At 66.0% G+C, this 24022-nt stretch carries 21 protein-coding genes; 11 read left to right on the top strand and 10 right to left on the bottom strand.

Features of this window, described 5'->3' with window-relative positions; genetic code table 11:
* The first annotated feature begins 103 nt into the window (after window positions 1–103).
* The 3 genes from miaB to EAW56_RS06655 all read left to right on the top strand — a co-directional run bounded on the left by miaB (window position 104) and on the right by EAW56_RS06655 (window position 2708).
* Entirely contained in the window at window positions 104–1705 is a 1602-nt protein-coding gene (gene miaB, locus EAW56_RS06665; protein ID WP_122085785.1) for a tRNA (N6-isopentenyl adenosine(37)-C2)-methylthiotransferase MiaB, read from the top strand.
* A gap of 45 nt (window positions 1706–1750) precedes the next feature.
* On the top strand, window positions 1751–2452 hold the full coding sequence (locus tag EAW56_RS06660) for an Rv2732c family membrane protein (RefSeq protein WP_244213375.1): 702 nt from the start codon (window positions 1751–1753) through the stop codon (window positions 2450–2452).
* 91 nt (window positions 2453–2543) lie between these two features.
* Complete coding sequence (locus tag EAW56_RS06655; protein WP_122085783.1) at window positions 2544–2708, top strand: glycerol dehydrogenase; 165 nt, start codon at window positions 2544–2546, stop codon at window positions 2706–2708.
* On the opposite strand, the gene EAW56_RS06650 is transcribed toward EAW56_RS06655, so the two are convergent.
* Window positions 2705–3826 carry a GNAT family N-acetyltransferase gene (locus tag EAW56_RS06650; RefSeq protein WP_244213374.1) on the bottom strand — a complete coding sequence of 374 codons (1122 nt, stop codon included), beginning with the start codon at window positions 3824–3826 and terminating at the stop codon, window positions 2705–2707. The genes EAW56_RS06655 and EAW56_RS06650 overlap by 4 nt on opposite strands.
* Before the next feature lie 8 nt (window positions 3827–3834).
* Window positions 3835–5244 carry a DUF349 domain-containing protein gene (locus tag EAW56_RS06645; RefSeq protein WP_167457405.1) on the bottom strand — a complete coding sequence of 470 codons (1410 nt, stop codon included), beginning with the start codon at window positions 5242–5244 and terminating at the stop codon, window positions 3835–3837.
* Window positions 5245–5439: 195 nt separating this feature from the next.
* On the opposite strand from EAW56_RS06645, the gene EAW56_RS06640 reads away from it, so the two are divergent.
* Genes EAW56_RS06640 through EAW56_RS06625 form a run of 4 tightly spaced genes read left to right on the top strand, consistent with a single transcriptional unit; the run spans window position 5440 to window position 8984 of the window.
* Window positions 5440–6087, top strand: coding sequence for a hypothetical protein (locus tag EAW56_RS06640; RefSeq protein WP_239214837.1), 648 nt, complete (start codon window positions 5440–5442; stop codon window positions 6085–6087).
* Window positions 6084–7022 carry a tRNA (adenosine(37)-N6)-dimethylallyltransferase MiaA gene (gene miaA / locus EAW56_RS06635; RefSeq protein WP_244213373.1) on the top strand — a complete coding sequence of 313 codons (939 nt, stop codon included), beginning with the start codon at window positions 6084–6086 and terminating at the stop codon, window positions 7020–7022. Before EAW56_RS06640 ends, miaA begins: the two co-directional genes overlap by 4 nt.
* Window positions 7019–7885: a diaminopimelate epimerase gene (gene dapF, locus EAW56_RS06630; RefSeq protein WP_122085779.1), complete on the top strand. Its 867-nt coding sequence runs from the start codon at window positions 7019–7021 to the stop codon at window positions 7883–7885. The genes miaA and dapF overlap by 4 nt, the downstream gene beginning before the upstream one ends.
* Window positions 7886–7907: 22 nt before the next feature.
* Complete coding sequence (locus tag EAW56_RS06625; RefSeq protein ID WP_122085777.1) at window positions 7908–8984, top strand: hypothetical protein; 1077 nt, start codon at window positions 7908–7910, stop codon at window positions 8982–8984.
* A gap of 18 nt (window positions 8985–9002) precedes the next feature.
* On the opposite strand, the gene EAW56_RS06620 is transcribed toward EAW56_RS06625, so the two are convergent.
* Both EAW56_RS06620 and EAW56_RS06615 read right to left on the bottom strand, forming a co-directional pair.
* A complete protein-coding gene (locus tag EAW56_RS06620; protein ID WP_095277264.1) occupies window positions 9003–9518 on the bottom strand; it encodes a hypothetical protein in 516 nt (171 codons plus the stop codon).
* An 80-nt stretch (window positions 9519–9598) separates the two neighbouring features.
* Window positions 9599–10390 carry a hypothetical protein gene (locus EAW56_RS06615; RefSeq protein ID WP_122085775.1) on the bottom strand — a complete coding sequence of 264 codons (792 nt, stop codon included), beginning with the start codon at window positions 10388–10390 and terminating at the stop codon, window positions 9599–9601.
* A 196-nt stretch (window positions 10391–10586) separates the two neighbouring features.
* Between EAW56_RS06615 and hflX the strand changes: the two genes are divergently transcribed.
* Window positions 10587–12119, top strand: a complete 1533-nt coding sequence (gene hflX, locus EAW56_RS06610; RefSeq protein ID WP_095277259.1) for a GTPase HflX — start codon at window positions 10587–10589, stop codon at window positions 12117–12119.
* Between the two features lie 62 nt (window positions 12120–12181).
* Entirely contained in the window at window positions 12182–13459 is a 1278-nt protein-coding gene (locus tag EAW56_RS06605) for a uracil-xanthine permease family protein (RefSeq protein WP_095547131.1), read from the top strand.
* Between the two features lie 95 nt (window positions 13460–13554).
* Here EAW56_RS06605 and EAW56_RS06600 read toward each other — a convergent pair whose 3' ends face one another.
* The 5 genes from EAW56_RS06600 to lexA form a co-directional block, all read right to left on the bottom strand.
* Entirely contained in the window at window positions 13555–13824 is a 270-nt protein-coding gene (locus EAW56_RS06600; RefSeq protein WP_095277256.1) for an HPr family phosphocarrier protein, read from the bottom strand.
* A 70-nt stretch (window positions 13825–13894) separates the two neighbouring features.
* On the bottom strand, window positions 13895–16033 hold the full coding sequence (locus EAW56_RS06595) for a PTS fructose transporter subunit IIABC (RefSeq protein ID WP_122085773.1): 2139 nt from the start codon (window positions 16031–16033) through the stop codon (window positions 13895–13897).
* A gap of 39 nt (window positions 16034–16072) precedes the next feature.
* On the bottom strand, window positions 16073–17038 hold the full coding sequence (locus EAW56_RS06590) for a 1-phosphofructokinase family hexose kinase (protein ID WP_122085756.1): 966 nt from the start codon (window positions 17036–17038) through the stop codon (window positions 16073–16075).
* 169 nt (window positions 17039–17207) lie between these two features.
* Window positions 17208–17993, bottom strand: a complete 786-nt coding sequence (locus EAW56_RS06585; protein WP_095277246.1) for a DeoR/GlpR family DNA-binding transcription regulator — start codon at window positions 17991–17993, stop codon at window positions 17208–17210.
* A gap of 233 nt (window positions 17994–18226) precedes the next feature.
* The gene (gene lexA, locus EAW56_RS06580) at window positions 18227–18913 is read right to left on the bottom strand and encodes a transcriptional repressor LexA (protein ID WP_122085754.1); all 687 of its coding nucleotides are present in this window, start codon (window positions 18911–18913) and stop codon (window positions 18227–18229) included.
* Window positions 18914–19294: 381 nt separating this feature from the next.
* On the opposite strand from lexA, the gene EAW56_RS12565 reads away from it, so the two are divergent.
* Window positions 19295–19510: a hypothetical protein gene (locus tag EAW56_RS12565; protein WP_133063988.1), complete on the top strand. Its 216-nt coding sequence runs from the start codon at window positions 19295–19297 to the stop codon at window positions 19508–19510.
* Window positions 19511–19601: 91 nt separating this feature from the next.
* A complete protein-coding gene (nrdR, locus tag EAW56_RS06570) occupies window positions 19602–20060 on the top strand; it encodes a transcriptional regulator NrdR (protein WP_095277238.1) in 459 nt (152 codons plus the stop codon).
* A gap of 26 nt (window positions 20061–20086) precedes the next feature.
* Here nrdR and hrpA read toward each other — a convergent pair whose 3' ends face one another.
* Window positions 20087–24022: an ATP-dependent RNA helicase HrpA gene (gene hrpA, locus EAW56_RS06565; RefSeq protein WP_122085752.1), complete on the bottom strand. Its 3936-nt coding sequence runs from the start codon at window positions 24020–24022 to the stop codon at window positions 20087–20089.

Here is a 24022-nt window from a genome sequence, read left to right as displayed (position 1 = left end):
TTAGCTGATCCAAGTGATCTGTGACATGCTTTTGTGAAACTTTGTGTAAACCTCCCCCAAACTGTGGGTAACTCGAGCGGCGTGGGCGGCGGAATTCCCGGTTATGCTGCGGGCGTTGGCGGCGATACACTGTGCAACCGTGACGCAGCAACAGAATCTTCAGGGGCAAGAAGTGACCAGCGGTGGAGCCGGTCGCACCTACGAGGTGCGCACCTTCGGCTGCCAGATGAATGTGCATGACTCGGAGCGGCTTTCCGGCATGCTTGAACGCGCCGGGTACGTCGCCGCGGAGCAGGAGACCGAAGCCGACCTCGTGGTCTTCAACACGTGCGCGGTGCGCGAAAACGCGGACAAGCGCCTCTACGGCACGCTCGGCCAGTTGAAGAAGACCAAGGAAGCGCACCCCGGCATGCAGATCGCTGTCGGTGGCTGCCTGGCGCAAAAGGATCGGGACACGGTCCTGGAAAAGGCCCCCTGGGTCGATGCCGTGTTTGGCACCCACAACCTGTCGGCGCTGCCCGCGCTGCTGGACCGCGCTCGTGTGGAAGACGAGGCGCAGGTGGAGATCGTCGAGTCCCTCGAGGTCTTCCCGTCGGTACTGCCGGCGAAGCGCGAGTCCTCGTACGCGGGCTGGGTGTCCGTGTCCGTCGGCTGCAACAACACGTGCACCTTCTGTATCGTGCCGAGCCTGCGCGGCAAGGAAGCGGACCGCCGACCCGGCGACATCCTGGCAGAGGTCCAGGCGCTGGTGGACCAGGGGGTGTCCGAAATTACGCTCCTGGGCCAGAACGTGAATGCGTACGGCGTGAACTTTGTTGATGAGGACCTGGAGCGCGACCGTTCCGCGTTTTCCAAGCTCCTGCGCGCCTGCGGCGACATTGAGGGGCTCGAGCGCGTGCGCTTCACCTCTCCGCACCCAGCCGAGTTCACCTCTGATGTCATCGACGCGATGGCGGAGACGTCGAACGTGTGCCCGCAGCTGCACATGCCTCTGCAGTCCGGCTCGGACAAGGTGCTCAAGGACATGCGCCGCTCCTACCGCACCAAGAAGTTCCTCGGAATTCTCGACGAGGTGCGTGAAAAGCTCCCGCACGCGGCGATCACCACCGACATCATCGTCGGCTTCCCCGGCGAGACCGAAGAGGACTTCCAAGGCACCCTCGACGTGGTGGAGCAGGCGCGCTTCAGCTCGGCGTTTACCTTCCAGTACTCGCCGCGCCCCGGGACCCCGGCCGCCGAGATGGAGGACCAGGTGCCGAAGGAGGTCGTGCAGGACAGGTTCGAGCGCCTCGTCGCCCTGCAGGAGCGTATTAGCGAGGAGGAGAACGCGAAGCTGGTGGGCACCGACCAGGAGCTGCTCGTCCAGGCCGACGGGGGCCGCAAGAACGACCGGACCCACCGCATGTCCGGCCGTGCCCGTGACGGCCGACTCGTGCACTTCACACCCGAGGGCAACATCGACGGCGAGATCCGCCCGGGAGACATCGTCCACGTGACCGTGACTGACTCCAAGCCCCACTTCCTCATCGCGGATTCGGGTGTGCGCTCGCACCGCCGCACCAAGGCGGGCGATAACTCGGCCGCAGGTGAGGTGCCCACCACGGCGCCGGTCGGGGTGGGCTTGCCGACGATCGGCCGCCCCGCCACTAACGCGGACCCCGCAACCGGCACCGCCGCAGCGGGCGGCGCGTGCGGCTGCAACTAGACTCACTGCCCGAACCACTTCCACGCACACTCATTGGAGGCCACCATGGCGCAGGCACCACACCCGGAGGACAATCGGCTCGCGGAGCAGAGCGCGGCCGCCCACACCTACAAGGGCGGCGATGCCAAGCAGGCCGCGCGCGCCGAGAAGGCGGCTGGCGCGACCATCCCGGTCAACGCGGGGTTCTGGGTGCTTGCCGGCTGCGTCGTGGTGTACCTCATTGCACTCTTCCTCCCGTTTGCGGGCGGGGTGAGCGGCTGGCAGTTCGTGGGGGTTACGGAGGCGTCGGCAAGCGTTCAGGCGAAGCTCACGGAGACCGTGTTCCTGTGGCTGTCGCTGGCCGGGCTGGGCGTGCTCACGACGGTGGCGCTGGCCACCCGCCGCTTCGTCTTCGCCGCGCCCGCGTGGATGCTCACGACGGTCGCACTGTTTGCGTCTGTGCTCGCGCTGTGGCTTCGCCGCACAAGCGATGCGTTTGACCAGGGATTTCACCACGGCCCGGGCAGCTACCTGGCCATCCTCGCGGTTGCAGTGGCCACGTTCGCCTTCATCCCGGTGATCACCCGCCGCGACGCAGCCCAGCGGGCGGCCGGTGAGCGCCGCGCGCTGCTCGACGACACCGACGACGTGGCCAAGGCCCAGCAGGAAGCCACCCGCCAGGCCCAGGGATACAGCGAGAACCCGCTGCTTATCGACGATCGCCGCGCCCGGGCCGCCGAACGCCACCGCAAACACCCCACGGACTAGGTGCACTGACCGGGGCCGACCCGCGCGGAGCGGAGAATCGGTATGGTGGGGAGCCGGACTTTACCTGTTCCACGCACGGAAGGACTTGTGTATGCGTTGGGTTGTTTCGATCGGCGGCGCCGTCGCCGGTGCCCTCTTCTTCGGGTGGCTGTTGCAGATGCTGGGCATCACCGGCATCCTCTACACCATTCTGGTGCTGGTCGGCTCGGCGGCAACGTCGTCCGCCGCGAACGCACTCTACCGGCCGCGCAGCTAATCCGTCTCCTCGAGCTTTTGCCACGCTGTCGTGGCGGAGGCAGACTCGGCGGAGAGCGCCCTCATGATGGATTCCGCAGCTGCGGAACCGTCGGGGTACGAGCAGTAGGCGGTCTCCAGGCCCTCCCACACATCCCGCGCGTGCTCGAGCGTGGCGCGAATGAGCCCCGCGCCGAGGCCGCGACCGCGATGCTCGGGCAGCACGTAGACGAGCCCAAGCTCGCAGACCTTCGGGTCATCCGAAAGGTAGCGGACAACCTCGCACAGACCAGCGATCTCGCCCGCGGCACGAACGATCCCAGTGAGCTGTACACCGCCGCGGTCGGTCAGCCTGGCACCCGCGTCAGTGATGCGCTGGAGGTCCCACTCGATGGTGTCCAGGCGCAGGTCGCCGCGCGGGTAGTCGCGTGAGGCCGCGGTAAGCAACCGGCCGAATTGTTCCGCCTCGCCCGGTGCGCCGGTGCGGTTCGTGCGGAACCCGGGGCCTTCCACGACATGGATGTCACCGGCGGGAGTGGGGAGTGCCGAGATGTGCTCGACCGGGAACGTCGCCTGATCCTCGCGGAACGCGGGCGCGTAGCCGAATTCCTCGGCGGCCGGTGGGGTAAATTCGCCCGGCGCATGGGTTACCCAGATGTGTCTGGTGGGGCGCTCGAGTTGGGTCGACAGGGCGTCGACAAGCGAGAGTGCGGCACGCCATGGTTCGTCCGGGATGGGTTCTCCTGGCAGGGGTGCGATCGCGGCGTCAAGGGTGATGTTTGCCTCGATGACGGTGAGGTCCTCGAGGAGCGGCAGGGAGACGAAGACCCACGCCTGGACGTGCTCGAGGTCGGCTGCGAACAACTCGGGGTATCCGAGGTCGGTGACGGGGCGCGGTGCACGCGCATCTGTGAGCGCGAAGAGGTACGCAGCGGACTCAGCGGACGGCTCGAGGCGTTTCGCAATGTGCGAGGCGGTGACGCCGGAGGTGGCCATGCCGGTGATGTCCTGGATGGCTAGGGTGGCGGAAAAGGCGTACGCCCCGACAATGGCGGCCGCCGCGTCGTGTGCCGCGTCGTCTGCGGCAGCGTGCGGAGTGTGGGCGTCGCGGCGGGGCGCGAAGAGTTGCGGGGCGAGCACTAGTTGTCCTAGTTGTCGCTGACCGCCTTGGACGCCACGTTGGCGAACTCCTGCCATTGGGCGGCCTGCTCGCGCAGTTCCGCGGCCTTTTTCGCGTTGCCCTGTTGCTCTGCAGCCTCAGCCTGCTTGGTCAGGTCATCTGCCTTGACCTGGAACTGGTTAGCCTTGGCCTGTGCTGCCGGGTCGGTCTTGCGCCAGCGGGATTCCTCTGCATCTGCGACGCGGCGCTCGAGCGCGCTGATCTTGTCCTCGTACTCGCGGACCTTTCCGCGGGGGACGTAGCCAATCTCATCCCACTTGTCCTGCAGCTCGCGCAGCTTCGCCTTTGCGCCGCCGAGGCCCTTCGACGGGTCAATGAGCGGCTCGTACTCTGCGATCAGCGCGTCCTTGGCTTGCGCGTTCGCTTCGAACTCGCGGTCGCGTTCGGCGTTGACGGCGTCGCGGGCGCCGAAGAACTTATCTTGTGCCGCCCGGAACTTGGCCCACAGCTTGTCGTCGGCGTCGCGCGGGGCGCGGCCGGCCGCCTTCCACTCCTTCATGAGGTCGCGGTACGCGCGCGCGGTCTCGTTCCAATCGGTGGAGTCCTGCAGAGCCTCGGCGCGCGCGACCAGCTCCTCCTTGGCGCGCTTGGCGGCGGCGCGGTTGCGGTCCAGCTCGGCGAAGTGGGAGCCGCGGCGACGGTTGAACGCGTCGCGGGCGCGCGAGTAGCGCTTCCACAGCTGGTCGTCCGTCTTGTGGTCGATGCCGCGAATGGTGCGCCACTCTTCGAGGATGGCGCGAATGCGATCGCCCGCGGCCTTCCACTCATTGGAGTTTTCGGCGAGCTCCTCCGCCTCCGCCGCGAGCGCCTCCTTCCTGGCGATGGCGTCGGCGCGGCGCTGCGCCTTCGCCTCCTGGGCCTGTTGGCCGGCGACGTCCGATGCCGCGATGACCGCGTCCAGTCGCGCGTCCAGGGCGTCCAGGTCGCCGATGACCGCCTGCTCGTCCAGCGTCGACTTCAGCGCCTCGGCCCGCTGGCGAAGCTGCGCGGCGTCGTCCGGGTGGGCTGCCAGGCGGGATTCGATCAGCTCGACCTCGGTGACCAGGTCGTCGAAGCGCTGGCCGTAGTGCGCCAGGCCCTCCTCCGGTGTCCCTGCCTGCCAGGAGCCGATTTGGCGCTCCGTGCCACCGCGCGTGACAAAGACCGCGCCGTGCTCATCGATGCGACCAAACTTGGACGGGTCAGCGGTGGGCACCGCGGGCGCCTTCGGCGGGACGGGGGACGGGGTGGCAGCCTGCGGGTTTGCGGAACCAGGCACGGGACCGGGCTTGGGCGAGCGGTTCGGCATCGCGGCCGGTGAAGGTTTCACGCCCGGCTTCGGAGCGGGGGTCGCCCCGGGCTTCGGAGCTGGCTTCGGTGTCTGGTCCGAGGTGGTCATTGCAGGTCCTTTCCCTACGTTCAAAGTGCCGCGCGACGCGGCTGCCAGTGCCACGCGGCGTCCGTTGTAGGGCGCCGCTTGGCGAGTGCTTCCTCAAACTTTACAGGGGTACCGGCAGCTGCGCGGCCAAACCTTGCTCCGGGAGCGGACCTCCCACCCGGTTGCGCGCCGAGCACGCCAACTAGAGTGGTGCGGGTGAAACACAGCGCACAGGTCCTCATCATGCCGGGGTCGCCGGCCCTGGTTGACGCCCTCGCCGGGGCCCACGAACCCTCCCGGCGGGTGCTCGGCGCGATCGGCACGGCGGTTGGGCAGGCGGTAGACGCCCTAGGCGCCTCAGGTGCCCGAGAAACAGCGGCGACCATTGACATTGTCTGCCCGCGCAACCAGCAGCACTACACCGCCCACACTGGCTCCTTCGCCGCGTGGGGCGCACCGCAAGTCAGTGTCGGCGAGGGAAACTACCTGCCGGAGCTCGTCGCCCGCTACGCGCTCGCGCAACCCTCGCTGGCCGGCCGGAGCACCCGCGTGCGTGAGGTGCGCAGCCACGTGGGAGCACCTGACCCAGGCGTGCTCACCATCGTCGTGGCGGACGGGTCGGCGGGCCTGACCGAGCGCGCGCCGCTCGCGCTCATCTACGGAGCTCCGGAACTGCACCGCGCAATGGAGCGTTTCGCCGACGGCGAGGATGTCGCGCTGCCCGAAAACTTGGAGGAGCTTGGCGTGCTCGAGCCGGGGCTGTGGTTCGAACTCGCCCGGCTCAACCGGGTGAGCAGCCAGTTGGTTGATTCTGACGCGTCGCTTGGCGTCGGCCGCTACGTTGCGCTGTGGGAGGTCGCATGACTCACGTATCCGCGGGTTCGATCAGCCCGATCGCCGTCGTTGGCCCCACGGCGTCCGGAAAGTCCGACCTGGGCATCGCGCTCGCCTCGCACGTCGGCGGGGAAGTGGTCAACGTCGACTCCATGCAGCTCTACCGGGGTATGGACATCGGCACCGCCAAGCTCGGCCCCGACGAGCGCGGCGGCATCCCACACCACTTGCTGGACATCTGGCCCGTCACCAAGACCGCGTCCGTGGCCGAGTATCAGGCACTCGCCGTCGCCACCGTTGAGGAGATCATGGCGCGCGGCAAGGTCCCCGTCCTCGTCGGCGGTTCGATGCTGTACGTGCAGTCGCTTATCGACGCCTGGACGTTCCCGCCCACCGACCCCGCAGTTCGCCAAAAGTACGAGGACCGCAGGCTCGCCATCGGCACCGACGCGCTGCACGACGAGCTCGCCGCGATCGACCCCGAAGCCGCCCGCGTCATCGAGGACAAGGACCCGCGACGCACGGTGCGCGCGCTCGAGGTCATCGAGCTGACCGGGAAGCCCTTCCAGGCGTCCCAGCCGCCAAAGGACGCGCCGCCGCGCTGGGGGACACGCATCGTGGGGCTGCGCACGAACGCCGAGTGGCTCAACCCGCGTGTGGAACAACGCGCGCACCTCATGTTCGAGCGCGGCCTCATCGACGAGGTCGAATCGCTCATCGGTGACGGGCTCGTCCGCGACTCCACCGCCGGGCGCGCCATCGGCTACGCCCAGGTCCTCGACATGATGGCAGGCACGCTTTCCCACGACGAGGCCGTCGAGCGCACGGTGACCGGCACGCGCCGCTACGTGCGCCGCCAGCGCTCGTGGTTCAACCGGGACCACCGCATCGCGTGGCTCGACGCAGCGTCGGGAGAGACGCTCGACCAGGCGCTGGGCGCACTGCGTCTAGACTCGCAACCATGACTCAGCCGCAACAGTTCATCAAAGCCCACGCGACAGAAAATGACTTTGTCGTACTCGTAGACGTCGACAATCAGCTCGACCTCGCCTCCGAACAGGTTGCCTGGCTGTGCAACCGCCGCGCCGGGATCGGCGGCGACGGCCTGCTGCGCGTCGTGCGTATCGACGGCACCTGGTTCATGGACTACCGCAACGCCGACGGCTCGATCGCCGAGATGTGCGGCAACGGCATCCGCGCATTCGCCCATGTGCTCAAAGCCGAAGGCCTCGAACCTGCCGACGACTTTGACGTGCACACCCGCGCAGGAGTGAAGCACATCCACGTCGTGCGCTTCGACGAGCGCGACGCCGTCGTTGCCGTCGGCATGGGCACCGTGCGCGTTGGGGCTGACTCTTGGGCGACCATCGGATCGCACACCTTTGAAGGCGTCGCCGTCGATGTGGGGAACCCGCACCTCGCCGCGGTCGTGCCCGGCATGACCCCTGAGGAGCTCGCAGCCATGGAGCTGTCCGCTCCTGAGTTTGACGCTGCCGTGTTCCCGGAGGGCGTCAACGTGGAGCTCCTCACCGAGGCGCGCGACGGGCAGTGTTCCATGCGCGTTTGGGAGCGTGGCGTAGGAGAGACCCGCTCCTGTGGGACTGGCACCGTCGCCGCCGCGACCGCCGCGCTGCGTGCCGCGAGCGAGACGGCTGGGACCGTCACCGTGCGCGTCCCCGGCGGTGCGGTGGACGTTGCAATCAGTGAAGACCCAGCAAATTCGGAGCAAACCGCGCGCATGACGGGCCCCTCGCGTATCGTGGCGCACGGAGATGTCATCCTTCCCTGTCCTGCTGCGGACGCCCATTCTCCCTCCGGCGCGCAGTAGAAGCTCCTTGAAAGTAGCCGCAATGCACCTCGCAGCCTCGTTCGCCCGTCCGCTTCACGACGATCACCGGGACACCAAGCGACCCAGCTCCCGGCGGCTTGCCAGCGCGGCGGTCGCGCTGAGCGCAGCCGCCCCGATGGCCGCAGTGGCGCCACCCGCCAACGCCGCCGATGTCGGCCCGCTGGAAGACTCGGGGCTACTGGGCGCGCAGTCTTGCTTTGTCAGCCTCACCGAAGACGAGGCCAAGGCGTACGCGCTGTATGACACCGTGGCGCTGGAGCGACTCTTCATCGTTGCGAGTAAAACCACGCTCACACCCGAACAACTCAAGCGCCTCGATGCGTTAGCAGCAAACGAGTCCGTGGTAGAGACCTTGATCAGCTACGAAAACTTTACCGACGTCGCCCCAGACGTCGAAGCAGCATACGAACGCGAAGTTGCGTCGCTCGAGGACGCATACGGCCCCGATACGGCCGGAACAATCACGGACATCGTCGCAGCGCAAGCCCGAACCGACGCGTACCTGCAACGTGTGGAGTCCGGGAGGGCAAATTCGTGGGAGTTCGAGCTCTTCCCGGGAGAGACCGCAAACGCAGCGTGGGCCGAAATGGGCTACGAGGGATGGGATGAGTTCGCCCAGAACCCGGGCAAGGTTTTCTCCGCCAATGAACAGCTGGACCTGACGCAGGACCAGATCAGGAGGTTTAACGAGGAAGCACCGCGCGTCGTCGACCTCCCCGCAGCCATCGCCTACGAGCGCGCAAACGTCGCCGCGACGAAGCAGGCAGACAAGGCGTGCGCGCAGGGCGGCAACGTAACGGTCAGCTTCCCCACGGAAGCGGACGTGAACCAGCAAGGAGGCGTCGGCACGCGTCACGGCGACGGCCCTTCACCCGCAGGTGAGCCCCTGGCCGACACCGCGGCGCCCCCAGCGGTCCCGGCGAGAGCAGAAAACACGGAGCAGGCCAGCTCGGCGGGAAAGGCAGTTGCCATCGCACTTGGGGTGCTCGCCGCGCTCGGGCTCCTCGTCGGCGGCGCAGTCGCAGTCGCGCCTCGGCTGGGCATCACACTGCCGTCGCAGCTGCAGCAGTTGCTGTAGGGGGTTGCGCTCGCAGCGCTACGCGGGCCCGATTTGGCGCGCGACGCGCCGGGCGTCGTCCCACGCTTCGGAAAGCTCGAGCGCGCGCTCGTCGGCAATGCCAATGAGCTTTTCTAGCTGGAAGCGGTCAATGTCCGGGGATTCCAAGTAGCCGTCAATGCGCGCGATGAAGCGGCGCGCCGAGGAGGTGCGCAGCAGGAACTCGCTGATGGCGTGCTGCGAGACGTCGCCGTTGGCCAGCGCCGGGTAGTGCAGCGTGCGATCTGCGACGGACTGCGTGGACGTGCCGTACTTGAGATCGTCGTAGCTTTGGAGGATCTCCTCCATGTCGTCGCGCGCGATGCGCAGCGACGCCTTCAGCGACGCGATCTCCGGATTCGTGTCGTACCGGCGGTGTATCGCGAGCGCGAGCGGGATGAGGAGCAGCGTGAGCATGAGCCCTGGGAGCCGGAGGAAGATCACCAGCAGGACCGCCACTGCGAACAACAGAGCGCCCCACAAGGCGCGGAGTAAGTCTTTTCGTGATGGATCCATGTGCGGTCACCTCCTCGATCGGCGTGTGGGGACCATGTCAACGGGGTCAACGGGGTCGCCGGGACCGAATGTCTGTATTCCTAGTGCCCACCGCAGCCACAGGAACCGCCACAGCCGCCACACCCGCCGTCGCTCGGAGCGGGGATGGAGCCGGCGAGCACCGCGGTACCGGCGATGACGGAGTCGCGTTGCGGGAGCTCGCCGTCCGGCAGGCACACGTCGAAGGGGAAGGCGCCATCCACGGACGCGTGGATGAAGCGCTGGCCGGTCAGCTCGGAGGTGCGGTATTCCGCGTCGAGGACGCGTGCGGAAAGCTGCGCCGCTGCGTCGGGGGTGGTGGCCGCGCCGTTGCCCACGGCTTCCGCACCAGGGGAGGTCACGGCGCCGAGGACTGCACCCGGGTTGGCCGCCAGGTACGCGTCGGTGGAATCGAAACGCTGCTGGTCCAGCATCAGTGCGGTGATGCCCAGCTCCTGCCACTGGAGCGTCGGCTCGTCGACGATTAGCGGGCCCTGCGCCAGATTCACGGTAACGGAGGAAATGGTGTTACCGTGCGGATCAACAACGTCGGCCAGTGCGACGACGTCATTGAGCGGGGTGATGTGCGCAAACGTGCGCGTTTGCGACGCAAAGCCAGCGAAGGTGGCAAACGGCTCAACAGCCAGGATGTTGAGCTGCGCGCCCGACGGGTCGCCGTACTGAATCAGCTGCCCGCCACGGACCTCGCCCGTGACTTCGAGGCGGTTGGTGGCGATTGCCTGCTCGACTGCTTCCTGCCACTTGGAAAAACCGAGGCCGATCGCAGCAAGGTCCTGGTGGGCGCCGTTGCTCGCGGTGGCCGCTTGGGCTCGGGTACTCAGAGTTTCGCTCATGGAGCACAGCCTAGTCGGCGAATGCACCGGGGTGAGAACTGCGGGGTCGCGGTGGCGTCGCAAAGCACTGTGCGCACGGAATGATCCGCATGCACACGGTGTTGGAAGAAACACGTAAACTACAACGTAAGCATTCTTCGGAATGCGCTGGGCGCGCGAACCCACGCGGCCCGGAAGTTCTGACCAGAAGGACTGAATGACCTCAACGTTCTACACCCAGGGTGCTCAGGGAGCACAGGACGACCAGAGCGACCAGGATGCGGCGCGTGATGCGCTGCTTGAGCGGGCGTTCCGGCACAACTCGCCGCAGCCCGGGGCTGACGCCCCGACGACTGGCGCGCTCGACTTGGAGGAGCGTAACTCGTTCCGCAGGGTGACACAGCACACCGAGATTCGTACTGACGAGCTCGAAGACGACTACGAAGTTGAGTACCGCAAGCTGCGCCTTGAGCGAGTGATCCTCGTTGGCGCGTGGCTCGAGGGCACGACTGCGGAGATGGAAGCGAACATGCGTGAGCTCGCTGCGCTGTCGGAGACGGCGGGCGCGGAAGTCGTGGAGATGATCTACCAAAAGCGCGACAAGCCCGACCCGGGCACCTACATCGGTGCCGGCAAGGTCGGGGAGCTGCGCGAGATCGTGCAGGCATCCGGCGCGGACACGGTGGTTTTTGACGGTGAGCTCTCGCCCTCGCAGATCGTGGCGCTGGAGGAGGCGCTGAAGACCAAGGTCATCGACCGCACCATGCTCATCCTGGACATCTTCGCCCAGCACGCGAAGAGCCGAGAGGGTAAGGCACAGGTCTCGCTGGCGCAGATGGAATACCTGTTCTCGCGCACCCGTGGTTGGGGCGGCAACCTGTCCCGCCAGGCGGGCGGCCGCGCCGGCTCCAACGGGGGCGTGGGCCTCCGCGGCCCTGGTGAGACTCGTATTGAGGCAGACCGTCGCCGCCTACGCGCGGACATGGCGCGCCTGCGCCACGAGCTGAAGGGGATGAAGACGGCGCGCGAGGTGAAACGCGCGCGGCGCCAGCGTTCCACCACGCCCAAGATTGCCATCGCTGGCTACACCAACGCGGGCAAGTCCTCGCTGATTAACGCGATGACGGACGCGGGCGTGCTGGTGGAGGACGCGCTGTTTGCCACCCTGGACCCCTCGACGCGGCGTGCCCAGCTGGCGGACGGCCGCAATGTTGTCCTCACCGATACCGTCGGTTTCGTGCGCCACCTGCCCACGCAACTGGTCGAGGCGTTCAAGTCCACGCTGGAAGAGGTCACGAACGCGGATCTCTTGCTGCACGTGGTGGACGGCTCGGACCCGTTCCCGCTGAAGCAGATCAAGGCGGTCAACGAGGTCCTGGCAGAGATTACGCGCGAATCCGGCGAGGAAATCCCGCCGGAGATCGTCGTGGTGAACAAGATCGACGAGGCTGATCCGCTTGTGCTTGCAGAGCTGCGCCACGCCTTCGATTCCTCCGGCCACGATGTTGTCTTCGTCTCCGCCCTTACCGGCGAGGGCATCCCCGAGCTGGAAGGCAAAGTCGAGTTGTTCCTCAACACCCTCGACGCCCACGTGGAGATGCTCGTCCCGTACACCCGCGGCGACGTCGTCTCGCACGTCCACGAGGAGGGCACCGTGCGCCGCGAGGAGTACGAGGAGCAGGGCACGCGTATCGACGTCCGTCTGCCCCAGGTGCTCGCCGACCAGTACGCGGAATTCGTAGTCGCGTAAGCGGGCGAGTGCCTGCGTAAACGATTGGGACCAGCTAGGTACACCTGCCTAGACTGCCAGGCGTGAATACTTCGTATGGTTGGTCCCTGCACGGCGACGGCCGCACCGTGAAACCCGGTGCGGTCGTCGCACCCGACGAACGGCTGAGCTGGCCGCGCACCATCGGCATCGGCATGCAACACGTCGTGGCCATGTTCGGTGCGACCCTGCTCGTGCCGACCCTGACTGGGTTCCCCGTCAACACGACACTGCTCTTTTCAGGTTTGGGCACGATCCTCTTCCTGCTGATCACCCAGAACAGGCTGCCCAGCTACCTTGGCTCCTCGTTCGCCTTCATCGCGCCGCTGTCCGCCTCCCAGCAGTACGGCATCGGCGCGCAGCTGGGCGGGGTGCTGGTGACAGGCTTGCTCCTCATCGCCGTCGGCGCGGTCGTGCACGTGGCCGGCAAGCGCGTGATCGACGCGGTCATGCCGCCCACCGTCACCGGCGCTATCGTCGCCCTCATCGGCTTCAACCTCGCGCCGACCGCGGTGAGCAACGTCCAAGCACAGCCGGCCGTCGCTGGCGTGACCCTCGCGGCGATCGTGCTGATCACCGTGGCGACCCGCGGGATGATCTCGCGCCTGAGCATCCTGATCGGCGTGATCGTGGGCTGGGCCTACGCCGCAGCCACGGGCGGGCTTGCCGACGACGCCCTGGACACCATCGCCGCCGCGCCCCTTATCGGCCTGCCGCAGTTCCACTCGCCGGAATTCCACCTTTCTGCCATCCTTGTCACGCTGCCCGTGATGGTGGTGCTCATCGCCGAAAACGTCGGGCACGTCAAGGCGGTCTCCGAGATGACCCACCGAGACCTGGATGACCTGCAGGGCAGGGCACTTATCGGCGACGGCATTGCCACCACCCTCGCCGGCGGTTTCGGCGGCTCCGGAACGACCACGTACGCCGAAAACATCGGCGTGATGGCGGCGACGAAGGTGTACTCCACGGCGGCGTACTGGGTGGCAGCGTGCTTTGCCATCGCGCTGGCGTTCGTGCCCAAGTTCGGCGCCATCATCTTCACGATTCCCGTCGGTGTTCTCGGCGGCGCGTGCCTGGTCCTGTATGGGCTGATCGGCATGCTGGGCGTGCGCATCTGGCAGGACAACAACGTGGACTTCACCAACCCGGTCAACCTCACTGCCGCCGCGGTCGCGCTGATCGTGGGCATTGGCAACCTGTCCTTCACCGTCGGCTCCGTGACGCTCGAGGGGATCGCCATCGGGTCTGTGGGCATCATCGTCGGCTACCCACTCATGCGGTGGCTGTACAACTCGGTCGGGGAGGGCCAGTACCGGTAAGGAGGGGATTACGGGGGCGTCGATAAGCACGAAAGAGCCCCTGGGCCTTCACGGGGAAGGTGCCAGGGGCCTGAAGTTGTGCGATCGCGCGGAGGCTACTCCTCGTCGAGGTTCTGCTCGATCAGCGCGGCGATCTTCTCAACGGCGTCGGCGTTGTCGGAGGTGATGGTGACCTCGTCGCCGTGCTCCGCGCCCATCGCCATAATCATGAGGGAGGACGCGGCGTCAGTCTCGTCGTCCTCGTCGCCACCAACGAGGGTCAGGATGATCTCGTCATCAAACTCGCCTGCGGCGTCGGAGATGACCGTTGCCGGGCGTGCGTGCAGTCCGACGGTGGAGCCAACCTTGACGGTCTTGGAAGCCATAATGAGGTCCTTTCGAAAATACTTTGGTTGAGTGCTGATTTACTGGGTACCAGTGTAGGCACCCGGTTGGTTATGCCGCTACCTGCTGCGCGCCCGCCGAAGCGGTGTTTTCCTGCGCAGCCTTGTCAACAGCGGCCTTCTGGATTTCCTTGTTGGGCCAGAAACGCTTGATGGCAATTACGGCCAACGTGGCCACGAGTACGCCCGCGGCCAGCGCGATAACCATGCCCCACCACGGGTCGTAGGCGAAGATGACAAACACGCCGCCGTGCGGCGCCTGGCATCCCACGCCCAGGCCCATGGAGACCGCGCCCGCGGTAGCGCCACCCAGCATCATCGCGGGGATGACGCGGAACGGGTCAGCTGCTGCGAACGGGATCGCTCCCTCCGAGACGAAGGACAGGCCCAGGAGCCACGCGGACTTGCCGTTCTCCTGCTCGGCCGGGGTGAACAGCTCCTTGCGCAGGAAGGTCGCGATGGACAGCGCGATTGGCGGCACCATGCCGGCGATCATGACGGTCGCCATGATCTCGAAGCTGGCGTCCGTGCCAGCGGACAGGCCTGCGGTACCGAACAGGTACGCCGCCTTGTTCACCGGGCCACCAAGGTCAAAGCACATCATCAGGCCGATGATGATGCCAAGCAGTATTGCCGACGACCCCGTCATGGACGACAGCCAGTCGGTCAGCCCCAGCATGAGCGCCTCGAGCGGGCGGCCCAGCAGGAGGAACATCAGCAGGCCGACGATCAGGGAGGTCAGCAGCGGGATGATCACAACCGGCATGAGCGAGCCGAGCCAGCGCGGCACCTTCCAGGTCTGGATCCAGTACGCGATCACGCCGGCGAGCAGGCCGGTGACCAGGCCGCCGATGAAGCCGGCACCGACCATGACGGAGATGGCGCCGCCGATGAAGCCCGGTGCGATACCGGGGCGCCCGGCCAAGCCGTAGCCGATGTAGCCGGAGAGGGCCGGCACGACGAACTGCATGCCCATCTGGCCCGTGGCATAGAGCACGGCGCCGAGGTAGAGCGCCCACCCGGAGCGCTCAAAGGTTGCCGTGACACCGTCAACCGTCACCTCGTGGCCCGGCAGATCCCACGGCGTGAACTGGGTGACCAGCGCCTGCCAGCCGTTGGCCATGTCGTAGCCGCCGAGCAGGAAGCCGAGCGCGAGCAGGAGACCGCCCGCGGCGACGAACGGCACCATGTAGGACACGCCGGTCATGATCGCCTGCTGCAGGCGCTTCGGCCAGCTTTCGCCGGAGGAACCGGTTGCGGAGTCCTCGCCGGCTGACTCGGAGGCAGCCGCGACGCGAGGGGCCTTCGGGTCCTTCGCCGCGGCGATGGCCTCGTCGATCATCGCGTCCGGTTCGTTCACGCCGCGCTTGACCGGGGAGTCCACGACCGGCTTGCCGGCAAAGCGGCCCTTGTTTCGCACGGCCACGTCGTGGGCAAAGATGACTGCGTCGGCGCTATCAATGAAGGACTGCTCGAGCGGGTCCCCGCCGGACGACCCCTGCGGCTCCACAATGAGCTCGACGTTATCGCGCTTTTCGGCTGCCTGGGTGAGCGCGTCAGCCGCCATGTAGGTGTGGGCAATGCCGGTCGCACACGAGGTGACCGCAGCGATGCGGATGACGTCCTGCTTCGCGCCGGAATCGTCCGAGGTACCTGCAGCGCCCGCGGCTACGGCCGTGCTGCCGGCGGCTGCGGCGCCATCGGTCGTGGCCGGTTTCGGCTTCTTCTTTTTCGGTTCGGCGTTGACGACCTCCAGCACTGCGTCGACAAGCTCCTGCTCGGTGCTGGCGTTGCGAAGCTTTTCCACAAAGTCACCGCGGACCAGCGCGCGGGCCAGCTTGGACAGGATTTTCAGGTGTTCCTTGCCGCCGCCCTCGGGGGCGCCGATGAGGAAGACCAGCTCGGCATCGCCGTCGGGGCCGGAGAAATCAACCGGATTGGACAGGCGCGCGAAGGCAAGGGTGGGCTCGTTGACCGTAGCGACGCGGCAGTGCGGGATGGCCACACGGCCGTTGACACCGGTGCCGGCCTTCGCTTCGCGGGCAGTCGCCGCTTCAGCGATGGGGCCTGCGTCGGTCGCGCGCCCGGTGGCTTCTATGAGCCCGGCAAGGTGTTGGATGACGTCCGCGGGCGAGGAGCCGAAGTCCACGTCCAGCCTGACCAGGTCAGGTGTGATGAGTGGGGAGTTCATAGGAGTTCCTACTCTGTAGCGAAGGATATGGGTATTGAATTAGTTGGAAAGACTGAAGACTTTGGTGCGCTCGACGTCCAGGTCGGACGGGGAAGGAATCCCCGTGCCCGGCATCGAGGCAGCGGCCGAGCCGTAGGCCACGGCCCGGCGGAGGCAATCCGCGGGCTCGAGGCCCTCGACTCGCGCCATCACGTAGCCGGCGAGCGAGCTGTCGCCCGCGCCAACGGTGGAGCGAACGGTGATCGGGGGAGCGGAGGCCGCCCACGCGCCGTTGGCCGTGACCAGGCACGCGCCGGCGCCACCGAGCGTGACCAGCACCTCCTGCACACCTCGTTTCACGAGGGCGCGCGCTGCGGCGATGATGGCATCGTACTCGCCGCGCTCGGCGGCGGCCTCGAGCTCGTGCCCGTCCGCGCCGGTGAGCTGGGCCAGCTCGAACGAATTCGGTTTCATGATGGTCGGTGCCGCACCGTCGAGCTTGCGCCCGAGCGCCTGCAGCGGCGCATCCGACGTGTCCACAGCAATGACAAGATCCGGCGAAGCCTTGCGCAGGGAAGCGACAAGCTCGGCGTACCAGTCCGGCGCCGCACCAGGCGGCAGCGAACCAGCCAGCACTGCAGCGTCGGCGTTTCGTGCGTGGTTGAGCAGTTGCTTTTCGACGCCACGCTGCTCCTCGCCCGACAACTCGGCACCACGCTCGTTGATCTTGGTGGTGGTGCCGTCCGGCTCGGTGAGCGCAGTGTTCGTGCGCACGTTGCCCTGGATGGGCACTGGTGCGAACGGGATGCGCGCGCGCTCGACAGCGCTGATGAATGGGTCGTGTGGTCCACACGGCGCGATCGCGAGGGTGTCCTTGCCAGCCAGCGCGACAGCGTTGGCGACGTTGATGCCTTTACCCCCGGCTTCGCGTCTGACATCGGTGGCGCGGACCACTTCGCCGCGCGCCACGGCATCGACGTTGAGTGTGGCGTCGATGCTCGGGTTCGGCGTTAACGTGATGATCATGGATTCGCTCCCTACTGTTGATGTAGTGGGGTGAGGCACGAGAGCGCCCCTACGCAGCGAGTCTGTTGGCGATGCCGGGCACTAAGCGCCACCCCCCAAGTATGTCCGAATAGGTGTGATTTTTCAACCATTCGGAAGCGATCTCACACGAGTGAGCGGGAAAACGGGCTTACTCGGACGCGGTAATGACGTCGACGCCGTGTGCGACGAGTTCATCGATGAAGGACTTTGGCGCCTCCGAGTCGGTCACCAGCACATCGACTTCGCTCAGGCGGGCGAAGCTCACCAGGTAGTCGTTTCCGAGCTTGGTCGAGTCGCACATCGCCACCACCTTGTGCGCGTTTGTGACCATCGCCTTCTTGATCGCGGCCTCTTGGGGGTCGGCCGTGGAGAGCCCGTGATCAATGGTCAATGCGTTGGTGCCAATGAAGGCGACGTCGGCGCGCAGAATGGCGATGGAGCGAAGCGCGATGTCTCCGACGACCGCTTGGGTGATCGCACGAACGGTTCCACCCAGTAGCTGCACATTTTCCAAACCCGCGCTTGCCAGGTCGAGGGAGGTGGGCAGCGAGTTGGTCACGATGTGCCAATCTTTGGCCGAGGGGTGCTTGGCAATAATCTCGGCCAGACCATTGATGGTTGTGCCAGAGTCGAGGAAGAGAGATCGGTCCGGCCGGTCCGGGAGGAATTGGAGCGCTGCACGGGCGATCGCCATCTTGGCCGTGGACGCGGCGCGATAGCGGGCTTCAAGCGGAAACTCGGTGGTGAGAAAGGATTGGCTCGCTACGGCGCCACCGTGCACGCGGTGGACAATGCCCTCATCATTGAGCACAGCCAGGTCGCGACGGATCGTCTCCGCGGTGACTCCAAACTTTTCGGCCAGCTCAGTGACATTGACTCGACCTTCAACCGCGGTGAGGGAGGCAATTTGTCGCCGGCGTTCTTCTGCGTACACGGCGCTCCTTCAGTATGTCGGGATGTAAGACGGGAAAACGTATACCTGTCATTGTCGCATTGATTGGTGCCCGATTGGTTGTTGTTGTGCCCGACTCCCCCGAAGCGGGGGCAGCACCCGCCACATATCCGGAAATCGTCACAGTGGTTGAAGGTGATAAGCGGAGGTGAACTACAAACAAGAAAAACGCCCGCGCGAGGGATCGCTGCGGGCGTGTGTTCAGGGTGGAGGTGCTACATGGTGCGGAACACGGAGACGACGCGTCCCATGATTTCCGCATTGGTGCCGTCAATAGGCGAGTAGGCATCGTTGTGGGGGAGGAGCCACACGCCGCTGGAATCCTTGTGGAACTCCTTCACCGTCGCCTCGCCGTCGAGCAGGGCTGCGACGAACTCTCCCTCCTCTGCCACGGGCTGGGAGCGAACGACGACCCAGTCGCCGGGGAGGATGCCGGCATCGCGCATCGACTCGCCGACGACCTGCAACATGAACAGGTCGCCGTCGCCGAGAAGATCCTCCGGCATCGGGTAGTAGCTCGTCACGTTCTCCTCTGCGAGGATCGGCGACCCGGCGGCAATCTGGCCGACCACTGGGATGTAGCGCGGAGTCGACGCATCCTCCGGCACGTTTGTGTCCGTGCTCGGCTTCGGCTTCTTGCCGGGTGCGTCGGGGAGATGGCGCAAGTCGACCGCGCGAGGCTTGTTCGGGTCGCGGCGCAGGAAGCCCTTCTTTTCAAGCTCTTTGAGCTGGTAGGCGACGGACGAGGTGGACTGCAACCCAGCTGCGTCGCCAATCTCGCGAATGCTTGGCGGGTAGCCGCGAAGGACGACGGCGTCCCGAATTACTTCCAAAATTCGCCGCTGACGATCAGACAGCGTCGAGATGTCCAAATCCTTGACATCAGCCTTTTTGCGGGCCATGAGGTGCTCCTTTGATGGTGACTGTGTGTGAGTTTATTCGCGCTAACTACGCACTGCACAACCTACCAGATCGGGCAAACATGTTCGAGTTCTCAACCCGCCCGCTAGACAAGCTTTGACGTGCCTGCTATAAATCGAACATGCAACCGACATCGAACGCCTGAACGGTATTCCGTTCGACAGTGTTGGTTCGGTTCGTAAGATTGCGGTGAACGTGAAAGGAATGAACTCATGACGATGATGCAAAATGGTACTTACGGTGCTTCTACTACTCGCTTCGAGGTGGCTTCCATGCCGGCTCGTGCTGACGAGTGGGACATTGAAACCCGTGGTGTTCGGCGGTGTGGGGCTGAGCATGTTCGAACGCTCAGTAATTCGATAATGGCCGTTGATGTGGGGAGGGGTGATCCGGCGCAGTGGCCAGACCGAGCGGACGATCGGTTCGAATCCCACCGCGAAAAGCGCGAGAGCGTGCTCGTGGGACTGGGCTTGAGCGCCGCGCTGGTGATCGGGTCGATCGTGGGCGGTGCGTTCTCGGACGACACCGCGTCGATGAGCCACCAAGTCTCCGCCCAATACGTCGCTGGCGCCCGCTAGGGAAGCGGCGCGGGGGACGGTACATTGAGGAGGCAAGCCCGGGCGCACGTCCCCGGGGCGTACCCAGAACAGCGAGGAGCGGGAGCCTGCAATGTACTGTCCGTTTTGCCACAACGATCATTCGCGCGTGATGGACTCCCGCATCATTGAAGGAGGATCAGCAATCCGCCGGCGTCGTGAGTGCACCGAATGTGGGGGGCGATTCACCACCGTGGAAAAGGCAGTGCTGACGGTGGTGAAGCGCAACGGGATCAGCGAGCCGTTTGACCGTGACAAGCTCATCGTCGGCGTGCGGCGTGCCTGCCAGGGGCGCGACGTGTCGGACGACGCGCTCAAACGACTGGCGCAACAGGTCGAGGAGATCGTGCGCTCCCACGGCAGCTCACAGATCCCCGCGCACGAAATCGGCCTCGCGGTGCTCGAACCGCTCCGCGCGCTTGACGAGGTCGCCTATCTGCGCTTCGCGTCCGTGTACAAGTCGTTCGAGAGCGCCGACGACTTCGAATCAGAGATTCGTCTGATGCGGCGGCGCGACAAAGAGGACTTCTGAGCCGGTTGAGTCTGTAGCTCACGCCGCTAGGTCAGCTTGTCTACCATCTTCTCAATGCGCCGCGCGCTGACCGGCTTCGGCGTGCCAAGGCGCTGCGCGAAGACGCTCACGCGCAGTTCCTCAATCCTCCACAACACGTCCTTGTAGGCGCGAGTCTTTTCCCGCCCGGCGGGGAGCTTGGCCAACTTGGCGGCAAGGTACGACTTCGCGCCGTCGACAATTGCCTGCCGGTCCGCATCGCGGTCGGGATCCACGCGCATGTCCTCAAGGCGAATCCGGATAGCCTCGATGTAGCGCGGCATGTGCTGGAGGTGGGTCAGTCCGTGCCTGGTCAACGCGTTGCGGGGGAGGTAAAACTCGAGCTGCGAACGCATGTCATCAATCGCGGGACCTTCCCATTGCGACAGCTCCTGCGCCATGTTCGCGTACGCGACGAGCCCAGGGGCGATGCCCACCACCATGCGCCGCACCGCGCCAGGAACTTCTGGCGACACCTTGGCCACGAGCGCCGAAAACTCCTCCGGAGTACGCACGGGGCCGCCGTGCTGCATCATCAGGTCGCGAATCGCGGCCACCCGCGCATCCTCCACGAGCCCCTTCGCGCCACCGTGCGGGTACTGGTCCACCGCCACCTTCTGTCGCAGCGGCAACCCCTTGGTCATCTGCTGCGCAGACACCGAAATCTCGCGGATCAGCAGCGTGAGGGTCGCGGTGATCATCGACGCGTCCGCGGCAGCCTTCGTTGGGAAGACCGTGACGCGCACGCCGTCGCGGGTAGCCTCCAGCGCGGGGAACGCGTCGACGCTATTGCCATCAATGGTGGTTTGCACCGTCGCCGGCACCTCGCCCAGGGAGTCCGCCGTCCACTTCGCCACGGCCTTAGACTCCGCTGCCCGGCTCGCCTTTGACACCGACGAGCGGATCTTGCCCGCCTGCCGCTTCTTCAGCGCGGCAAGGTCCTTGTCGTGGTCGACAACCTTCCCGCGCTTGTCAATTGCGGCGTACGTCATGGTCAGGTGCGCCGGGAGTCGAGTCGGTGAGAAGTCTGACCCGTTGACCCCGGAGGCCCCCAGTGACTGGAGGGCGGACGCGAGGGCGTCGACAAGCGGCTGCCCGTCTTCGAGGAGGGGCAGGGCGCGCTGCGCGAAGTCGGGCGCGGGGACGACGGTGGTGCGAATGGCCTTGGGGAGCGAGCGGATGAGCTCGGTGATGAGCTCCTCGCGCAGGCCAGGCACAAGCCAATCGAAGCCGTCGGGGCTTAGGCCTGCGAGCAGCGGGACCGGGACCTCGACCGTGACGCCATCGAAGGGGTCGCCGGGCTCGAACCTGTAGCTCAGGTCGTAGTTGATCGATCCCTGGCGCCACGTCTCGGGGAAGGCGGTGGCTGAGGTGTCGGTGCCGGCGTCGTCAAGCAGCGATTCCGGGTCGAAGTCGAGGAAGTGCTTGTCTGTGCGGCGCTGCTTCTTCCACCAGGAGTCGAAGTGCCGCGCGGTGGTCACGTCGGCGGGCAGCTTGGCGTTGTAAAACTCGAACAGCGTGTCCTCATCGACCACGAGGCCGCGGCGTCGGACCTTTTCCTCCACCTCGGAGGCCTCCGCGAGCAGGGCGTCGTTGTGCTCGATGAACGTGTGGTGGCGGTTCCAATCGCCCTCCAGCAGCGCGTGTCGGATGAACATGCTGCGCGCTGCCTCCGGATCCACCTTGTGGTACGGAACGAGCCGGTCGCGCACAATCGTGACGCCGTAAAGCATGGACTTCTGGTGCACCATCGCCGCGGAGCGCTTGCGCGACCACACCGGTTCGGAATAGCTGTGCTTGAGCAGGTCTTTCGCGGCGCGTTCCACCCACTGCGGCTCGATCTTGGCCACGTCGCGGGCCCACAGCCGCGAGGTCTCCACCAGTTCCGCGGCCATGAGGAACTCCGGCGGCTTCTTGCTCAGGCTCGAGCCGGGGAAGACGAGGAAGCGGGTGCCGCGCGCGCCCTGGAACTCCTTCGAGTTGCCGTCGCGCGCGCCGATGTTTGACAGCAGGCCGGTGAGCAGCGATTTGTGCACGGCGTCGGCGTCTGCTGCGCCGTCGGCTTGAGTGCTTTGCGACGCCCGCACAATCCACCCCAACTGCTTTTCCACATCCCGCAGCTGCCGCACCAGGTCGTACCACTCGCGGATGCGCATGTAGTGCAGGAACTCGCGCTTCATCCGTTTGCGGAACGCGTTGCCCGACAGCTCGTCGCGGGACTCGTTGATGTAGTCCCAGAGCTTGAGCACGGAGAGGAAGTCGGACGTCTTATCCTTGAAGCGTGCGTGCGCCTGATCCGCCTGTGCTTGGTACTCCAGGGGGCGTTCGCGCACGTCCTGGATGGTCATGCCGGCGACGATCACGGTGACGCGATCGAGCACGCCAAGGGTGTTGGCCTCGACGAGCATGCGCGCCATGCGCGGGTCGACGGGGATGCGCGCGAGGTCGAGGCCGATGTCCGTCAAGACGGGGGCGCCGCTGCGCTCCTTGTCGGTGATCGCGCCCAGCTCGTGGAGGAGCAGGAGACCGTCGCGCACTGCCTTGTGGTCCGGCGGCTGGATAAACGGGAACTCGGAAATGTCGCCGAGGCGCAGCGAAATCATTTGCAGGATGACGCTGGCCAGGTTGGTGCGCAGGATTTCCGGGTCGGTGAACTCGGGCCGCGCCTCGAAGTTTTCCTCCGAGTACAGGCGGATGGCAATGCCGTCGGCGGTACGTCCGGAGCGGCCCGATCGCTGGTTCGCGCTGGCCTGCGAAACCTCCTCGATGGGCAGGCGCTGTACCTTCGTGCGGGTGGAGTAGCGAGAGATACGGGCCAGCCCGGTATCCACCACGTAGTGGATCCCCGGCACGGTCAGCGAGGTCTCCGCGATGTTGGTGGCCAGCACGATGCGGCGGCCGGAGTGCGCGGAAAACACGCGGTGTTGCTCCGCGTTGGAGAGGCGCCCGAACAGCGGCACGACCTCCACGCCGCGCCAGTGCTGCTTTTCCAGCGCCTCCATGCAGTCGCGGATGTCGCGCTCTGATGAGAAGAAGCAGAGGATGTCGCCCTTGCCCTCGCCCATGAGCTCCTTGCAGGCATCGACGACGCCGTCAATCATGTCGATGTCCACGTCTTTCGTGCCCGACTTCGTCTCCACTTGCTCGACGAGCGGCCGGTAACGGATCTCCACCGGGTAGGTGCGGCCCGAGACCTCGATGATTGGCGCGGGCGTGCCGTCTGCGGCCGCGAAGTGCGCGGCGAAGCGCTCCGGGTCGATCGTCGCCGAGGTGACAATGACTTTGAGATCCGGCCGCTTCGGCAGGAGCCGCTTGAGGTATCCGAGGAGGAAATCGATGTTCAGGCTGCGCTCGTGGGCCTCATCGATGATGATCGTGTCGTAGGCGTTGAGAAAACGGTCGCGCTGCATCTCCGCGAGGAGGATGCCGTCCGTCATCAGCTTCACGGCGGTAGAGTCCGACACCTTGTCGTCGAAGCGGATGGCGTAGCCGACGGTTTGACCAATTTTTTGCCCCAGCTCGTCGGCGATGCGCTCGGCCACCGTGCGCGCGGCGATCCTGCGCGGCTGCGTGTGTCCGATCAGCCCGCGTCGCCCGCGCCCCATCTCCAGCAGCATTTTCGGGATCTGCGTGGTCTTGCCCGAGCCCGTCTCGCCAGCGATGATCACGACCTGGTTGTCGCGGATCAGCTCCATGATGTCGTCGCGCCGCGCGGAAACGGGCAGCTGCTCGGGGTACTCGATGGCGGGCACGAGGGCATTTCGCTTCTCGACGCCACGCGCCGCCTCCGCAATGTCTGCCCCGATCGCGGCGAGCGCCTGCGGCGCCTTGGCCTTGGAAAGCCGCCGCCGGAACCCGCGCTCCTGGTTGATCGGCACCGAGTCGAGCCGACGGTACAGCTCGTCCTTGCTCGGCACGTCCGTATTGTCTGGATCCTTTTTCAT

This window comes from Corynebacterium gottingense (assembly GCF_003693265.1).
GTDB classification, from domain to species: Bacteria; Actinomycetota; Actinomycetes; order Mycobacteriales; family Mycobacteriaceae; genus Corynebacterium; species Corynebacterium gottingense.
This window is presented reverse-complemented; position numbering and strand designations above follow the sequence as displayed.

Excerpts from the sequence above, each read along its gene's own strand:
- miaB (WP_122085785.1), top strand. The coding sequence starts at position 104 with ATGCTGCGGGCGTTGGCGGCGATACACTGTGCAACCGTGACGCAGCAA.
- EAW56_RS06660 (WP_244213375.1), top strand. The coding sequence starts at position 1,751 with ATGGCGCAGGCACCACACCCGGAGGACAATCGGCTCGCGGAGCAGAGC.
- EAW56_RS06655 (WP_122085783.1), top strand. The coding sequence starts at position 2,544 with ATGCGTTGGGTTGTTTCGATCGGCGGCGCCGTCGCCGGTGCCCTCTTC.
- EAW56_RS06645 (WP_167457405.1), bottom strand. The coding sequence starts at position 5,244 with ATGACCACCTCGGACCAGACACCGAAGCCAGCTCCGAAGCCCGGGGCG.
- miaA (WP_244213373.1), top strand. The coding sequence starts at position 6,084 with ATGACTCACGTATCCGCGGGTTCGATCAGCCCGATCGCCGTCGTTGGC.
- dapF (WP_122085779.1), top strand. The coding sequence starts at position 7,019 with ATGACTCAGCCGCAACAGTTCATCAAAGCCCACGCGACAGAAAATGAC.
- EAW56_RS06625 (WP_122085777.1), top strand. The coding sequence starts at position 7,908 with ATGCACCTCGCAGCCTCGTTCGCCCGTCCGCTTCACGACGATCACCGG.
- EAW56_RS06620 (WP_095277264.1), bottom strand. The coding sequence starts at position 9,518 with ATGGATCCATCACGAAAAGACTTACTCCGCGCCTTGTGGGGCGCTCTG.
- EAW56_RS06615 (WP_122085775.1), bottom strand. The coding sequence starts at position 10,390 with ATGAGCGAAACTCTGAGTACCCGAGCCCAAGCGGCCACCGCGAGCAAC.
- hflX (WP_095277259.1), top strand. The coding sequence starts at position 10,587 with ATGACCTCAACGTTCTACACCCAGGGTGCTCAGGGAGCACAGGACGAC.
- EAW56_RS06600 (WP_095277256.1), bottom strand. The coding sequence starts at position 13,824 with ATGGCTTCCAAGACCGTCAAGGTTGGCTCCACCGTCGGACTGCACGCA.
- EAW56_RS06595 (WP_122085773.1), bottom strand. The coding sequence starts at position 16,033 with ATGAACTCCCCACTCATCACACCTGACCTGGTCAGGCTGGACGTGGAC.
- EAW56_RS06590 (WP_122085756.1), bottom strand. The coding sequence starts at position 17,038 with ATGATCATCACGTTAACGCCGAACCCGAGCATCGACGCCACACTCAAC.
- lexA (WP_122085754.1), bottom strand. The coding sequence starts at position 18,913 with ATGGCCCGCAAAAAGGCTGATGTCAAGGATTTGGACATCTCGACGCTG.
- EAW56_RS12565 (WP_133063988.1), top strand. The coding sequence starts at position 19,295 with ATGGCCGTTGATGTGGGGAGGGGTGATCCGGCGCAGTGGCCAGACCGA.
- nrdR (WP_095277238.1), top strand. The coding sequence starts at position 19,602 with ATGTACTGTCCGTTTTGCCACAACGATCATTCGCGCGTGATGGACTCC.
- hrpA (WP_122085752.1), bottom strand. The coding sequence starts at position 24,022 with ATGAAAAAGGATCCAGACAATACGGACGTGCCGAGCAAGGACGAGCTG.